General features: G+C 65.9%; 14 protein-coding genes. 2 read left to right on the top strand and 12 right to left on the bottom strand.

Annotation, left to right across the window (positions count from 1 at the left end; all coding sequences use genetic code 11):
• Window positions 1–24: 24 nt before the first annotated feature.
• From FIV34_RS12680 to FIV34_RS12725, 10 genes are all read right to left on the bottom strand, one after another.
• Window positions 25–438 (bottom strand): hypothetical protein, encoded by a 414-nt coding sequence (locus FIV34_RS12680; RefSeq protein WP_139983301.1) that lies wholly within the window; start codon window positions 436–438, stop codon window positions 25–27.
• A complete protein-coding gene (locus tag FIV34_RS12685; RefSeq protein WP_139983303.1) occupies window positions 435–1,061 on the bottom strand; it encodes a DNA repair protein in 627 nt (208 codons plus the stop codon). Before FIV34_RS12685 ends, FIV34_RS12680 begins: the two co-directional genes overlap by 4 nt.
• A gap of 9 nt (window positions 1,062–1,070) precedes the next feature.
• On the bottom strand, window positions 1,071–2,777 hold the full coding sequence (locus FIV34_RS12690; RefSeq protein ID WP_170207625.1) for a putative porin: 1,707 nt from the start codon (window positions 2,775–2,777) through the stop codon (window positions 1,071–1,073).
• A 44-nt stretch (window positions 2,778–2,821) separates the two neighbouring features.
• On the bottom strand, window positions 2,822–3,502 hold the full coding sequence (locus FIV34_RS12695) for an energy transducer TonB family protein (RefSeq protein WP_139983307.1): 681 nt from the start codon (window positions 3,500–3,502) through the stop codon (window positions 2,822–2,824).
• Window positions 3,503–3,506: 4 nt separating this feature from the next.
• Complete coding sequence (locus FIV34_RS12700; protein ID WP_139983309.1) at window positions 3,507–3,914, bottom strand: ExbD/TolR family protein; 408 nt, start codon at window positions 3,912–3,914, stop codon at window positions 3,507–3,509.
• Between the two features lie 10 nt (window positions 3,915–3,924).
• Complete coding sequence (locus tag FIV34_RS12705) at window positions 3,925–5,709, bottom strand: DUF2341 domain-containing protein (protein WP_139983311.1); 1,785 nt, start codon at window positions 5,707–5,709, stop codon at window positions 3,925–3,927.
• A gap of 1 nt (window position 5,710) precedes the next feature.
• Entirely contained in the window at window positions 5,711–7,318 is a 1,608-nt protein-coding gene (locus tag FIV34_RS12710) for a ShlB/FhaC/HecB family hemolysin secretion/activation protein (RefSeq protein ID WP_139983314.1), read from the bottom strand.
• Between the two features lie 116 nt (window positions 7,319–7,434).
• Window positions 7,435–8,403, bottom strand: coding sequence for a FecR family protein (locus FIV34_RS12715; protein ID WP_139983316.1), 969 nt, complete (start codon window positions 8,401–8,403; stop codon window positions 7,435–7,437).
• Between the two features lie 5 nt (window positions 8,404–8,408).
• A complete protein-coding gene (locus FIV34_RS12720; RefSeq protein WP_139983318.1) occupies window positions 8,409–8,951 on the bottom strand; it encodes an RNA polymerase sigma factor in 543 nt (180 codons plus the stop codon).
• Complete coding sequence (locus tag FIV34_RS12725; RefSeq protein WP_170207626.1) at window positions 8,948–9,613, bottom strand: STN domain-containing protein; 666 nt, start codon at window positions 9,611–9,613, stop codon at window positions 8,948–8,950. The genes FIV34_RS12720 and FIV34_RS12725 overlap by 4 nt, the downstream gene beginning before the upstream one ends.
• Window positions 9,614–9,846: 233 nt before the next feature.
• On the opposite strand from FIV34_RS12725, the gene FIV34_RS12730 reads away from it, so the two are divergent.
• The gene (locus FIV34_RS12730) at window positions 9,847–10,152 is read left to right on the top strand and encodes a hypothetical protein (protein WP_139983322.1); all 306 of its coding nucleotides are present in this window, start codon (window positions 9,847–9,849) and stop codon (window positions 10,150–10,152) included.
• A gap of 670 nt (window positions 10,153–10,822) precedes the next feature.
• Here FIV34_RS12730 and gspD read toward each other — a convergent pair.
• Entirely contained in the window at window positions 10,823–13,165 is a 2,343-nt protein-coding gene (gene gspD / locus FIV34_RS12735) for a type II secretion system secretin GspD (protein ID WP_139983324.1), read from the bottom strand.
• Window positions 13,166–13,353: 188 nt separating this feature from the next.
• Window positions 13,354–14,769: an NADP-dependent phosphogluconate dehydrogenase gene (gene gndA, locus FIV34_RS12740; RefSeq protein ID WP_139983326.1), complete on the bottom strand. Its 1,416-nt coding sequence runs from the start codon at window positions 14,767–14,769 to the stop codon at window positions 13,354–13,356.
• 204 nt (window positions 14,770–14,973) lie between these two features.
• Between gndA and FIV34_RS12745 the strand changes: the two genes are divergently transcribed.
• Window positions 14,974–15,693 (top strand): CoA transferase subunit A, encoded by a 720-nt coding sequence (locus FIV34_RS12745; RefSeq protein ID WP_139983328.1) that lies wholly within the window; start codon window positions 14,974–14,976, stop codon window positions 15,691–15,693.
• Window positions 15,694–15,701 lie beyond the last annotated feature (8 nt).

Below are 15,701 nucleotides of genomic sequence, written 5' to 3' on the forward strand. Positions count from 1 at the left end.
AACGGGTTATGTCTGGGGCGTCGGTTACGGAGCGATGCCGCCCGTGAAATCGCTGGTCATCGACGCCACTTCGTCATGGATGTCGGGTAGCGCGGCAAGCTCGGCGAGCTCATCCGCGCTGAGTTCGCGCAGTACGGCGCGTATGGCAAGGCGCCGGCCATCGTGCAGCCATGCGTTGAGCACGGCCGCGATGGCACGCAGCGTGCCCTGTGCGTTGTCATCCGCAGCGGCCTTGCGGTGGCGCAGCGCGTCTTCGATGGCATAGCGCACGCGCGCGCCGAGGAACGCGGAGGATTCGCCCAGCAACTGCTCCAGGTCGGCGCGCGGCACGCGCTCAAGCAGGATGTCGGCCGCCTTGGCCTGCCGCGCCGTGTAGAGCTGGCGCAACATCTCGGCAAGGCCGTGCAGGCTGCTCACGCGTGCGGAGTCCTTGATCATGGGCTGGCGGACGCCTGGCCGGCGCGCGGATCGAAGCGCTGGTCGTAGAGCCGGTCGCTGAACGATTGCGCGGCGGTTTCCAGCTTCACCCGCGACTTCGCCGCGAACGGCTGGCGCGACGACAGCACATCGCCCATGTCCAGGTTTTCGTAGGCCGAGATCACTTCCTGGCCCACCCGGTACATCTGCACGTTGCGCGCGGTGCATGCATCCACCTGGCCGGTGGCCGCCTCCAGTGCCTTGGCCAGGCGCGTGCGCTCGGCTTCCGCCGTGCGCAACGCCACGGCGGCGGAATCCGCCTCCGCCCTGCCCTTTTGTGCGCTGGCTTCCGCGGCCTCGCGACGCTGGGTTTCCACCGCCAGTGCACGCGTCGTCTCCGGTGACACCGCCGGGGCCTTCTTCGCCCCCGCCCGAGCGGCTTCAGCGTCCGCTTTCGCGGCGTCGCGTTCCTTCTCCAGCTGGGCCTTTTCCGCCGCCCAGCTGGCTTGCTGTGCCTGGAGATCCTGCAGCTGCGTGCGCGTATCACGCAGCTGGTCGCGGATGCGGCTTTCCAGGCTGGCCTGCTGCGCGAAGGCCGCAGGGGCCGAGGCGATCAAAGCGATGGCGATGAGCGAGCGTTTCATGTCGCCTCCTTAGAACCGGGCATTCATTTCAAGCTGGAAGACATCGATGGAAAGCGGCGGGCCAAACACCTGCTTCGCGTTGAAGTAACGCAGGCTCAGCCACGAGTACTTCGAGATGCCGTAGCTGCCGCCCAGGATGAAGCCCTTGGCGTTGGTGCCACCCAGGTGGAAGTCCGGATCGTTCAGGCCATCCAGCGTGGCGTCCGGCTGCAGGTACTTGTAGGCAAGGCTCGCGTTCCAGTCGCCCGCCGCATGCGGGTCGGGGTCACCCAGCGTGGCGCGGAACATCCAGCCCACCGGGCCGCTCTTGTACGTGGCCGCGGAGACATCACCCGCACCGAAGTTGTTGACCAGGCGGTTGATGCCGATGTCGTCGGCGAAGGCGTCCCGGCGGTGGTACGCCATGTTGCGGATGTAATCGCCTTCCAGGCGCAGCGGTGTATCCGCCACCTTCATGTCCAGGCGCGTGGTGGCGTTGGCCACGTGGTAGTCGTACACCAGGCCGACGAACTGCGGCTGCGCGTAGCTGCTGGGCGAGTTCGGGTCCGGGATGATGTCGCGAATCAGGAACAGCGAGTTGCCCTTCTGCATGAAGGTCGGGCGCGTGGCGTCCGTGCTGCAGTAGGTCACGCCCAGGTAGATCGGGCACGGATCGGACAGCTGGCCGCGCATGTTGTCGAAGCGGTAGTACGCCAGCGCGAACTTCCATTCCGCGTCGTCGGCAAACTTCCACGACGCGCCGAGCTGCGCGCCGGTCATCCACTTGTCGCGGCTGGCGTTCTTGGTGCCGGCCTGCGACGGGAAGTCGTCGGACTGGTACTCGATCGGGAACATGCCGACCGTGGCGAAGGTGTTGACGTCGTCCGTGGCGGGCACGTCGAAGTGGCTGGCGATGCCGTCGAAGTTGAGGTCGTCGGCATACACGAGGTTGGTGCTGAGGAACGGGTTCGGCATGCGGCCGCCGGTGACCTTCACCCAGTCCGTCGGGCGCCAGGCGATCCAGGCCTGGTCGAGCCACACGTTCTTCTTGCCCAGCCCGCCGCCAAGGTTCTGCGTGGTGGAGACCGGGTTGTTGTCGTTGCCGGTGCCCAGGCGGATGCCGGCGGTGACGCCGTCGCCCAGGTCCACGTTCACGCCGAGGCGGGCACGGATGCGCAGCGAGTTGGTGCGGTTTTCCAGCGTATTGAGCTGGGGCGGCGGCGTGGCGCCGTTGAGATCGTACGGGCCGGTGCGGTTCAGCGCAGCGAAATCCACCACCTGCGGGGCATTGCCCTTGTCGTAGTAGTGGAACTCGTCACGCACGCGCATGTCGCCGGTCCAGCTGATGCGATCCAGCCACTCGGGCAACTTGCCCGGCTCGGCCCAGTGCTCGTCCTTCGCCTGCGCCACCACTTCCTGGCGCAGTTCGTCCTTGATCTGGTTGCGCACCACTTCCGGCACGTAGGTGACCCGGACCTGCCCCGGCGTGGCCGGCGCGGCGTTGGCGGTGCCCGCCAGCTTCTGCGCCTGCGCGGCATCCGCATTGGCCTGGGCGATGAGGCCATCGGCGTCGGCCTGGGTCAGCACGCCACGCTTCACCAGCAGGCGCACGAGGTTGATGGTGGCGTTCTCCGACGCGGCGGCCTGCGCGTGTACGCTTCCGGCGCACATCGCCAGGCCGATGGCGGCGGCCAGCAGGGCGCGCGCGGGTCGCTGGCGTGCCTTTCCGATGGTCATGCGAAATCTCCGGGAAACAAGGGGCTTGGATGGGGTGGCGTGGTTCATGCGGGACGTTTCCCGCGGATGGACACGCGAAGGGGGAAATGCAGCGACGACGGCGGCGCGACATCGATGCGCGGCATCGCGCGCAGCGCCTCGATCAGTGCCTCGTCGGTTTGCGGGTTGCCGCTGGACTGGGCGATGTCGGCGCGCACGAGGCGGCCGTCGGCGTCCAGCCACACATCCGCGCGCACCTCGAACGACAGGCGGTTGACCTTGTCGTTGCGCTGCACCGCCTGCTGGATGGCGTAACCCAGGTACTGGTCGTAGCTGCCGGTGCCCGTGCCGTTGCCGCCACCGGCGCCGACCATGCCGCCACCGGCGCCTGCGCCGATGTTGAAGCTGTCGCTGCCGGCCTGGGCATCGGTGTTCATCGTCACCTGCTTCGCCACGTCGTTGCTCGGCTTCGGCGCATCCACCGGCTTCTGCGGCTGGTCCAGCGGCTTCTCGTCCACCGGCTTGATCTTCTCTTCCGGCTTGGCCGGCTCCGGCGGCTTTTCCTTAGGCGGCGGGGGCGGCGGCAGCGGCGTGATCGTCGCTATGCGCGGCGCCTCGCGGCGCACGCCCACGGTGCTGAAGGCGAAGTGCCAGACCAGGGCGAGCACGCCAAGCAACACCGCCACGGCGATAGCCGGGCCGAGCCAGCGGCGTGGGGGGCGACGGCGTGGTTCGAATGCGTCCACGCCATCAGCCCTTCGGCGCCTTGCCGGTGACCAGGCCAACCTGCGGCAGGTCCACCCGGCGCAGCAGGTCGAGGATGTCCATCACCTTCTGGTACTGCACGGTGGAATCGCCCTTCACCACCACCGGGAAATCCGGCGTGAGTGCCTTGAGCGAGCGCAGGCGCTGTTCCAGTTCGGCCAGCGTCACCGGGTAGGCGTCCAGGTAGACCTGGCCGGTATCCGAGATGGTGATCGCCTTGGTCTGTGGCTTGGCCATGCTTACCGCGGCCGAGGCCTTGGGCAGGTTCACCTTGATGCCCTGCACCGAGGCGGTGGTCATGATGATGAAGATGACGAGCAGCACGTACGCCAGGTCGAGCATCGGCGTGATGTTGATGTCGTCATACGGCTTGTCGTCGTCCTGCGCGCGCATGTCGGGCGCCTCAGGCGGCGACCGCGGCCGGGGCCACGGTGCGCTGCTGTTCGGCCAGGCGGGTCACGAACTCATCGACGAACACCTGCATGTTCGCGGTGACGTTCTTGTTGCGGATGAGCAGGTAGTTGTAGCCAAACAGCGCGGGGATCGCGACGAACAGGCCGGCGATGGTGGCCAGCAGCGCGGCGGCGATGCCCGGGGCGATGGCGTTGACGTTGACGTCGCCCGCCGCGGCGATGGCCGCGAAGGTGATCATCACGCCGACCACGGTGCCAAGCAGGCCGAGGAAGGGGCCGCCGGAGATGGCGATGGTGAGCATCACCATCGATTTGGCCAGGCGCTGGTTCTCGCGCACCATCGTGGAATCCATGGTGGCGCGGATGGCTTCGATGGATTCCGGGGCGATATGGTCGTGGCCATCCGCGTCTCGGCGGTTCCACACTTCGCCCGCACCCACCTTGTACAGGCGATACAGCGAGGCATCGGCAAGGCGCACCGCCGTCGGGTCGCGCGACAGGGCCAGGATGTTCCGGCCCTGCTTGCGGAAGGCTTCGAGGAAGTCTTCGTTGGCGCGGCTGACCCGGTTGACGTACGTGGCACGCTGCCACATCACCACCCAGGAGATAACGGCCATGATCATCAGGATGCCGATGACCACCCAGGCGTCGAGCGTCACGGATTTCACGATGATGCCGAAGTAGCCGAAGCCGACACCCGCCTGCTTCTCGTCGGTGCCGTAGGCCACCAGCTTCGATTCAGCGCCCTGGGCCTGGGCGTCCACCGCGATCAGCGCGGCGGGGCGGGCAATGCGCGAGAGGCGCACTTCGTCCATGAGGCCGGCGAAGGCCGCGCCGGCGTTCGTCGCGTCGGCGGCATCGCTGCCGAGCGAGGCTTCGGTGTTCATGGCCGGCAGCGCGGCGTCCAGCGAGGCGTACGGCTTGCCGTCCACATAGAGCTGCACCTTGCCGTCCGCGGCGGTTACCGCGAGGTGCGCCCACGTGGCGGCCTTCAGCGGCTCACCCGGCGTGCTGGCGGGGGCGGCGTCGCCCTCACCCACCTGCACGAACGGCGCGCCGTTCTGCAGGCCGACGATGAGGGCCTGCGTGCCCTGGTGGCGGGCATACAGCGTAACCTTACCCTGCTGGATCGCGTCCGGCTTCAGCCACGCGCTGAGGGTGAAGGCACCGCCCTGCGCCACGGCGGTGGAGACGCTGCCCGGCAGCTTCATGCCATGGCTGCCGTCGAAGCGGGCGGCCTTGCCGATGATGCCGTCCACCGTGGCCACGCTGCCGGCGGCGTTGTTGGCGTAGGCGGTGGCATCGCGCGGCGGCGTGCCGGCGGCGTCTTCGAAGTGGTACACCGCCGCATAGTCGGCATCAAACGTGGCGGCGCCCTTGTCGGCGCCCTGCGCCTTCGGGTTGCCGTAATACATCCACACCTGCTGCTGTGCCTCGGCGCCCAGCTGCGGCACGTCCACCCAGACCAGCGCGACACCGAGCACCGGGTCGAAGCTTTCCACCTGGTAATTCAGCGGCGTCGTGTCGTCGGCGGCCACGAAGCGGATATCCGCGCCGGACTCGCGGACGCCGTCGAAAGTGAAGTTGCCCGAGTGCAGGCGGATCAGCATCGGCACGCGGCCCGCGGCGGTGGTGACGTTGCCGCCCTTCGCCGTGGTGTCGAGGGTGATGGCCTTGCGATAGGCGAAATCCTGGTTCCACCACGACGCATCGGCGGCATGGGCTACCGGCGCAAGGCCGACCAGCATGGAGGCAAGGAACAGAAGTCGTTTCATGTCAGAGCTCGGCCTTGAGAGAAAAATGGATGCGTGTGTCGTGGGCCTTCGTGGCCTGCCCGTCGTTGAACGGGTAAGCGATCTCGAAGGCGCCGGTGGCGATGTTGAACAGCTGGAAGCGCGTGCCGAGACCGACGCTGGAGAGGTCGTAGCTCTTCACCGTGCGGCTGCCCGAATCCGGGTTGGCGGCGTCGATCAGCTGCGGCAGCGCGTTCATCAGCTGCAGGTGCGCACCGTCCGCGAAGGCGAGGAAACGCCAGTCGTTCACCCAACTACCGACGTGCGCGGCGAGCGACGGCGTGCGCAGTTCCACGGACCCGATGGCACCGTGATCGGCGGTTTCCTCGGCCTCGAGGTAACCACGCACGGTGCTCTCGCCACCCGCGGCGAACTGCTCGCTCGAGACCAGCGACGAGGTGGAAAGCTGCAGCGCGAGGCGACCGACCAGGCTCCAGCCGTTGTCGAAGTTGCGCGTGTGGCCGCCTTCGGCCTTCACGTAGAAGAAGTTCTGCTTCGCCTGGTAGCGCTGGTTATCAAACTCGGCCGCGCTGCTGCCACCGGCACGGAAACCGGCCACGCCGCCGAGCGACACCGTGCTCATGGACTTCTCGCCCATGCGCTGGCCCTGGTAAGTGACGCTCACCGGGATATAGGTGATCGGCGACTTCGAGGTCTCCTCGCCCAGTACCAGGTTCTGGTCGAAATGCTTGCGGTTCACCCCGAGCGACAGCGACTGCGAGTACTCGCCATGGGTCGGCAGCGTCCGCACGAACGTGAAGCCGAACGCATTGCCCTTGCCCAGCACCGTGGTGCCGCCGACGGCATTGGCGTTGCTGTTGGATTTGTAACCGGAGGCCAGCATGCTCCAGTCGCCGTTGAACGGGATGAGGTACGAGCCCGCCCAGACTTCGGAGCTATGACGATCCTGCGGTGCGACGATGTAGGTGAGCGAGGCGGCCTGGCCCTTCTGGAACAGGTTGTCGTCGCGCACGCTGGCCACGGTGCGCAGCTCGGGCGTGTTCACGCTGTGGTCGTTGTTGACTTCAAGGCTGGTGGTGAGCGGCTTGTTGTCGTTGACCTTCAGCGTCACGTCCATCGTGTTCGGCAGCTTGCCGGGCGTGAGCACCGGCACCACCTGGGCGCCCGCGCGACGGTTCACGTCGGTGAGCTGCTGCTGGGCCGCGCTGAAGTCAGGCACACCGCCTTCGGCCAGCGCAGGCACGCCCTCACGGATGTCCTTCGGCGAACGGTAGGTCGCGCCTTCCACGCGCACGTGGCCGATGGTGTTCTCGGTCACCTGCAGGCGGATCACGCCTTCCTTCACCTGCTGCGGCGGGATGTCCACTACGACGGACTGGTAGCCATGCGCCTGGTACACCTTCTGCAGGGCATCCCGGGCACCACTCACGTCATTCATGGACTTGCCGGGGCCCAGGAACGGGTACACCGCGGTTTCGATATCCACCGGCTGCAGCGTCGTGTTGCCGTCGACGACGTACTCGTTCACGTCGAACGCTTGCGGCGCATCCTGCGCGGCGGCTTGGGCCGTGATGCCCAGCGCGATGGCGATGACCAGAGCCTTCGCCAGTGGGTTCGCGGCACGCTTCATGCGTTCACCCGTAGTGCTCGTGTACCCACGCGGACTTTCCCCTGTATTCCGTTTGCCCTTTAGACGCGTGGGCCGGGGTGGCACTGAACCGGTGTCACGAAAAATTCATGCGGGTCTCAGCTGAGCAACACCCAACCACCCGGCAAATGCGTGGCGTGCGCGCCGTAGGCGTCCTGGATCAGCGTGGCCACTTCGCCCATCTGGTCGAGCGTGAAACGCGCATGGACGCGGCGCTCGCCCAACGCATGGTCGGTAATGACGATGCGGCCGGGTCGATAGCGATTGATATCGGCGACGACATCGGCGAGCGGCTGGTTGTCGTAGATGAGCACGCGCTCGCGCCAGGCCAGTGCGGTATCGAGATTCACCGCCATGGCGGCACCGATGCCATTGGCGTCAAACGCGACCTGCTGCGACGGCTTCACCGGCACGTTGGTGCCCGCGCGGTTGATCACGGCCTGGCCGCCCAGGCAGGTCACCGTGGCGGCATCGTCCGCGCAGCGCACCGCGAACGATGCACCCGGTGCCGAGAACAGCCGGCCATCGGCCACTTCCACCACGAAGGGATCCTTCCGTCCCGCATCGATGCGGACGACAGCTTCGCCCTGGCGCAGGTGCATGCCAGTGACCACCCCACCGCGCTCGCGCACGGCGATGTCGGTGTCGGTATTCATTTCCAGGTCGACGCCGGGTGCGACGGTGATGCGCTTCTGTTCGCCCACGCGCGTGCGCAGGCCGCGACCATCCGGCGTGGATCCCCGCGTGAAGACGTCGCTGCGGACCATCAGCAGGCCCGCGATGGAAGCCGCGACAGCGCCACCCAGAAAGGCGCGGCGTGACACGCGCACCGCGTGCCGCGCCCTCGCCTGCTCACGTGCGCCGCGCTCGTGGGCACGCAAGGCCGCGGCGGGACCCAGGACCTCCCACAGGGCCCGGGCACGCGCGAAGGCTTCCGCGTTTTCCGGACGGGCCGTGCACCACAGGCGGAACGCCTCGCCGTCCGAGCGCGTGGCCGTGCCGGAGGTGAGGTGGACCAGCCAGGCATGCGCCTGGCTGTCGCTGTCATGGCGGTGTAAGGGTTCCATAACGCTCAAGACGTTTCCCGCGCCCCGGGACCGAACCGCTGGTACGAACGACGGCCCGTTTTCGTGGCACAGGTCTCAAGTGCCTTCTTCAGTTCCTTGCCCACCATGCGCACCGAGATGCCATGGCGGGCGGCGATATCGGCCTGCGGCAGCTCGTCGACGCGGGCGGCGAGGAGGATCTCGCGCTGGCGGCGGGTCAACCCGTCCAGGGCCACGCTGAGTGCCGCGATGTCCTGCTGCGAGGCCAGCACCGTCGAGGGCTCGATCACGTTGTCGACCGAGTGAAGCAGTTCGTCCACCTCGTCCCCCGTGAGCAGCCGGCCCTGGCTACGGTGGTGGTCGGCGGCCATGTTCAGGGCCATGCGGAACAGATAGCTGGTGGGATGCGTGGCGTGCCCTTCCGGCATCGCCAGCTTTTCCACGCGCAGGTAGGTTTCCTGCATCACGTCATCGGCAAGGTCGTCGGAGCGCAGGCGGCGACGCAGGCGACGGCGGAAGTCGTCGTAGTTCGCGAGGAAAAGACCTAGCAGGGACGCATCGGTACTCATGCGACACCGCACGCGTCGCGCTGCGACGGCGCCAGCAGCACGGTGAACGGGCTACCGGCCGCCAGCCGTGGCGGTACGCGCGCCCGGCGCACCGCGGCGACGACGCGGGCATCGCGTGCGTCGTCACCCGATGGCGCGAGCGCCAGCACATCGGCGACACCGCCATTCGCATCGATCCAAATTTGCATCGCAAGACGGAACGTCCCGGGCCGGGTATCCCCACGGACACAGAGCACCTTCTCCACGGCGCGCTGCAGCTCGACCGCATCGGCGTCGGCGAGCGCCGCTGGCGCAGGCGACGAGGTGCCGCTGGCCGCCTCACTGGCGTCCGCTGGCGTCGTGTTGACGGTAAAGGCGTTCATCGAGCTGAAGTGCGCGCTGAGGCCGGTACCGACCAGGAGGATGCGCAGGCCGTCACGCGGCGGCGCTTCACCATGCAGCCCGGGCGAATCGCGGCCAGCGACCAGCGCGTCGTCGACCAGCACGGCCACGCCCGTGGCCTCGCTAAACGCACGCAACGCGCCGGCCAGTGGCTGGGCGTCGATGTCAAAGCGCGTCGGTCCATGCGTAGTCCCTGGCGGAGCATCCCCTCCCCGTGGTGCCGCCTGCGCCGTGCCAAAGCACAGCACGCAGGCCAGCAGTGCGAGGACACCACGTGTCACGGAAGTTCCTCGCGTGCCAATGCATGACGGGGTAATCGGCGCAAGGCTAGGCAGCGCGCATGACACAAAGGCGCCGGTTTGGTGACAAGGTTGATGACACCACCGTGACAGACGTGACGCGCTTCCCCCTGCGTGGCACGACGTGTTATCCAACGCGCGGATGCCTACGGGAAACGGCTATGCGTATTCGGCAGTATTGTCTTTTGTTTGTCGGATGGTTAGCCGCGACGGGCGTGCATGCGCAATCCGTGGTGGACCTTCCCGGCGTCCACGCGCAGGCGAACACGACGTGTATCGAACCCGCGCACACGGGCAGCGCCGCCCTCTCCTACGCCTGCCTCATCCAGGCCCTTGTTGTGCCGGCCGGCATGCCTTCGCCGTTGGACACGAACGACGTAAGGAAGGTGTCGTCAAACCGGCTGGGCCTCTACAACGCCGCCGCCCTCGGCCAGCGCATGGGCACGAATCTGGGGCAAAGCGTGCAGCCGTACCGGCCGCCGGCGCCGGTTTACCCCTCGCCTGTCAGGACGGCGAAATAGCGGCTCTCGTGACGCTATTCAATTCACCGAGCTTGCGACCATCGCCCACCAGTCGCAAGCCCGGCCGCCGTTCAATCAAGCGTCGCGACGGACTTCCCAGTAGGAGCCCTTCATATTGCTATCGGTAGGACATCCCTTGGGTATCCCGACGATGTTGATGATATGCCAGCCGTCGGGCAGTGCCTGATTTGGGCAGATCCGCATCACCGTACCCGCAGGTTTATCGAAATGGCTTTCCAACATATATGCCAGACGACAACCAAGTGACCCCATCATTCCTACGAGAAAGTAGCCAGTGATGCTCTTGTAATCGCAAGTGACGATTTGATGTGCCGCCCGCACTGTCCTCACGGTTCCGCGCGAATTCGCATCATGGGGCACCCGCGATAGCGGGAAATGCCGCTCCGACGGTCAGCGCAGCGGTGGCTGCAACCCTACTAACGATCTTCATGTGACCTCTCCTGATCTTCGCGTTTTATGACCCGATTGGGTCGCGATCAGGATGGCCTGCCGTACGAGCCAGCGAAGCAAACGATGGCTCGTATTTGCGTAAGCGAGGTTCGCGGCGACGGGTAAGGCATGGCCTCGCGCGTGTAGGCTCGCCTAAGTTCTTGGACGTTGTCTATGAGTCGCGAGGATCGCGCTTGCACGCAAGCGCGATCCGTCCTTCTTACTTGAGGGGCACTGTGATCGTCGGCTCACTCGTTGCCGTACGCGTCGTCCCTACGGGCTTGCCCGTGAACGGACGCAGCGACTCGAACTTCTGCTGGTACTCGTCCGTCACCTGCTTGGCTTCATCGCCGCTGGTGATCACCTTCGGGGTAATCAGCACGATCAGCTCGGTGCGATTCTTCGTGCGATCCGTGCTGCCGAACAGGCGACCGAAGACCGGGATACGGTTCAAGCCCGGAATACCGGTGTCCGTCGTGCCATCGATTTGGCGAATCAAACCGCCGAGCAGCACCGTCTGGCCGCTCTGCACGGCGACCTGGGTGGCCACTTCACGCTGCTGGATCGGGAAGTTGCCGGTCGTCGGATCCTTGGTACCCGGCGAGCTCACCACCTGGTTGATGTTCATGTACACCAGGCCACCCGGATTCACGCGCGGACGCACGTTCAGAATCACGCCGGTGTCTTTGTATTCCACCTGGCCAATCGTGTTGTCGGTGTTGGCACCGGTGTTGACGTAGGTCTGGGTGATGGGAATCTGGTCGCCGACCTGGATGTGTGCCTTCTGGTTGTTCAGCACGACGAGCGACGGTGCCGACAGGGTTTTCGTGTTGCCGTTCTGTTCGAGGGCGTGCAGCGCCACCGACAGGTTGTTATTGACGAAGGAGTAGAAGAACGCATCCGTCGACGGCGTGTAGACGTTGCCTATGTTGCCGATGGCCCACTGCTGATTGTTGCCGGGCTGGCCGACCGACCCATTCGTGCCGCCCACGAGCCCTTCCAGGTACCACTGGACGCCGAAGCGGAATTCGCCCGTCAGGTTCACTTCAAGAATGCGCGTCTCGATCTGCACCTGCAGCGGCACGGCATCCAGGCGCTTGATCGCCTGCTCGATTTCCGCCCACTGCGAAGGACGGCAGCGAATCATCAGCTGGTTGTTCGTGTCGACCGAGGTGATGCGCACGCCATCGTCGGTGGTGATGCCACCGCTGTGCTGGCGGCGCGAGGACGAATCGTCGTCGAGGCCACCGCCGGAGGAGGACGAACCGCTACCGAACGACGAGCCGGTGCTGCTGCCGCTGGTGCCGTTCGAACCGAACGTACCGGAATTATTCGTGGTGTTGAGGTAACCGCTGCCCGACGAGCTGCTGTTGCCGAAGGCGCCCGTGGTGCTGCCCATACCGGAGCCGCCGCGATTGCCGAGGTCGCTGTCGCTGCTGCTGCCGAGGGTGCCGGAGCTGAGGCCCGGGCCGACGCGGCCGCCACGATCGCCCGAGCCGCTGCCGCCCGAGCCGCCGCCATAGATATCGGAGAGATAGTCGGCCAGGTCGGAGGCCTGGACGTTGCGCACGTCGTACACGAACAGCTGCGGCTCGTTGCCGCCGCCGCGGTCGATGCGGTCGATCCAGCTCTTCACTTCTTCAAGGTAGGTGGCGTTGGGGCTGATCACCACCAGCGAGTTCGTCCGCTCGATGGGGATGAAGCGCAGCATGCCGGCCATGGGCGTGTTGCCCTTGTCGCCGAAGATCGAATCGAGCTTCGGCGTCAGGTCCTTCACTTCCGCCCGCTGCAGGCTGAACACGCCCACGGACATGCCACGCAGCCAGTCGACGTCAAAGGTCTTCACCGTGCGGGCGTAGTTGTCGAGCTCGCTGGCCGTGCCGGCCATGACAATCACGTTTCGGGTGGGATCGGCCAGCAGCGTCGCATCCGCGCGTGCGAACGGCTTGATCAGCTTCTGCATCTCGGTGGCCGAGATGAAGTGCAGCGGGAACAGGCGGGCCTGCAGGCCACCCGGGGGCGCCGTGGCACCGATGCTGGGCACGACGTTGCCCGGCACGGCGTCCTTCGACGGCATGACCACGTAGCGGCCATTGGTGCGGACCAGGGCGTTGCCCGTCCACGACAGCAGGGTTTCCAGGATCGGCAGCGCCTGCTCGGCCGTCACCGGTTGCGAGGTGGAGAACGAGACGTTGCCCTGCACGCCGGGGACGATGGAATAGTTCTCGTGCAGCAGGTCGCCCAGGATGGCTTTCACCACGGACTCGACCGGCTGGTTTTCGAAATTGAAGGTGACCGTGCCCTGCCCCTCGGCCACGGGCTTCGGCTGGGCCAGGCCCACGGGCTTGACGAACTCGCCGGTGCCCGTGGTGATCTGGGCCGGGGCGACGGTGGCCCCCTGCGGGCCCGCCGGGGGCGCGATGAGCGGGCGCGGGGCGGGCTTTTCAGTCCCCGCCAGCGCCTCACGCTGCAGTGCGCCATCGTCTTTGGGTTGCGGCAGCGTCGTGCATCCGGCAAGCGCTACCGCCAGCGCCGTAGCGCCGATCAGGGAACTTCTAAGCATGGAACAACCTACTCCCTAAGTTGGATCTGCCGGCCACTGGCCCCTTGGGGTGACCAGCCGATTTGCCCAACTCTATAGGGAGCTTCCCTACCAGCGCTAGCGTGCATTTGTAACAACGCGACCCACGCACATAATCGGCACACCGGGCCGGCGCCCGATGTGCATTTAATGGCCCGGCGCGTTCAGCTTCAGCCCTGGGCCCATTCCGCGTGGAAACTGCCCTTTTCGTCCACGCGTTCGAAGGTATGTGCGCCGAAGAAATCGCGCTGGGCCTGGATCAGGTTGGCCGGCAGCACGTCCGCCCGGTAACTGTCGTAATAGGCGATGGCCGCCGAGAACCCCGGCACCGGCACGCCAATGCGCACGGCCTCGGCCACCACCTCGCGCAATGCGCCCTGGTAACCCTGGACGATATCGCGGAAATACGGATCCAGCAGGAGGTTCTTCAGCTTCGGGTCCGTCTTATACGCATCCATGATCTTCTGCAGGAAGCGGGCGCGGATAATGCAGCCCGCGCGGAAGATCTTGGCGATATCGCCGTAATGCAGGTCCCACTGGTTTTCTTCAGAGGCGGCACGCAGCTGGGCGAAGCCCTGGGCGTACGAAATGAGCTTGCTCATGTAAAGCGCCTTGCGCACGGCCTCGATAAAGGCCTTGCGATCGCCGCTGAACTTGCCTGCTTCCGGGCCCTTCAGATGCTTGCTGGCCTCGACGCGCTCGTCCTTCATGGATGACAGCACGCGGGCGAAAACGGACTCGGTAATGAGGGTAAGTGGCACGCCAAGGTCCAGAGCGCTCTGGCTTGTCCACTTGCCGGTACCCTTTTGCGCGGCCCGGTCCAGGATCACGTCGACGAGCATCTTGCCGGTCTTCTCGTCCTTGCGACGGAAGATCCGCGCCGTGATCTCGATCAGGAAACTGTCGAGCTCGCCCTTGTTCCATTCATCATAGACATCGGCCAGCTCCTCATTGGAGAGGCCCACGACGTGTTTCAGCACGGCGTAGCTTTCGGCAATGAGCTGCATGTCGCCGTACTCGATGCCGTTGTGCACCATCTTGACGTAGTGGCCCGCGCCGCCTGGGCCGATATAGGTGACGCAGGGCTCCCCATCGGGCGCTTTCGCGGCGATTTCCGTAAGAATCGGCGCGACCAGGTCATACGCATCGCGCGGGCCGCCCGGCATGATCGACGGGCCTTTCAGGGCCCCTTCTTCACCACCGGAAACGCCGGTACCGATGAAATGCAGGCCGTCCTTGGCCAGCTCCTCGCCGCGGCGCACGGTGTCCTTGTAATACGTATTGCCGCCATCAATGACGATATCGCCCTTATCCAGCAGGGGCCGCAGTTCTTCAATCACCGCATCCGTACCCTTGCCGGCCTGCACCATCAGCAGGATGCGGCGGGGCTTCTCCAGCGAATCCACAAACGCTTCCAGTGAATCGGTGGGCACGAGCTTTTTGCCCTTGCTCTCCTCCATCACCTCGTCGGTGCGGGATTTGGTGCGGTTATAGATGGATACCGCGTGGCCGCGGCTTTCGATATTCCAGGCCAGGTTGCGGCCCATCACGGCCATGCCGATCACGCCAATCTTCTGCTTGCTCACGAGGGACTCCAGCGAAGCGTGTGGAAAGGGTTGAGGATAGTCAGCGCGATGCCACCGCGCTTGGCGAAATTCACGCGAGATTCGCCGCAATGCAGCATCACATCGGCCAAGGATGCCGCGCAAAACGGCGACGGAACGTGACGGCGGTCGGCTATGATGGCCGGCGAACCGGCGGCTGGCCCGCCATGAAGGAAGCAGGTACGCATGAACCAGGTGACGTCGCACAAGCGCGACAAGCGTGTGGCCTCCGCCCATGAGGCGCTGGCCGGTCTGGTGGCCGATGGGCAGATCATCGCCGTCGGTGGTTTCGGCCTCTGTGGCATCCCCGAACTGCTGATTGAAGCGCTGCGCGATTCCGGCGTGAAGCAGCTCACCGCGGTTTCCAACAATGCCGGCATCGATGGCGTGGGCCTGGGCCTGCTGCTGGCGACCCGGCAGATCCGCAAGATGGTGTCGTCCTACGTGGGCGAGAACAAGGAATTCGAACGGCAGTTCCTGGCCGGTGAGCTGGAGGTGGAGTTCACCCCGCAGGGCACCCTGGCCGAGAAGCTGCGCGCCGGCGGCGCCGGCATCCCTGCGTTCTTCACCCGTACCGGCTACGGCACCCAGGTGGCCGAGGGCAAGGAGACCCGCGAGTTCGACGGGCAGATGTACGTGATGGAGCGCTCCATCGTCGCCGACGTGGCGCTGGTGAAGGCGTGGAAGGCCGACCCCTCGGGCAACCTCGTGTTCCGCAAGACGGCCCGCAACTTCAACCCGATGGTCGCCACCGCGGGCAAGGTCTGCGTGGCCGAGGTCGAGATCATGGTGGAGGTCGGCGAGCTCGACCCGGACCAGATCCACACGCCCGGCATCTACGTCGACCGCATCGTGCATAACCCCGCGCCGTCCAAGCGCATCGAACAGCGCACCGTGCGCGCCTGAAGGAGAAC

This window comes from Luteibacter pinisoli, from assembly GCF_006385595.1.
Lineage (GTDB): Bacteria > Pseudomonadota > Gammaproteobacteria > Xanthomonadales > Rhodanobacteraceae > Luteibacter > Luteibacter pinisoli.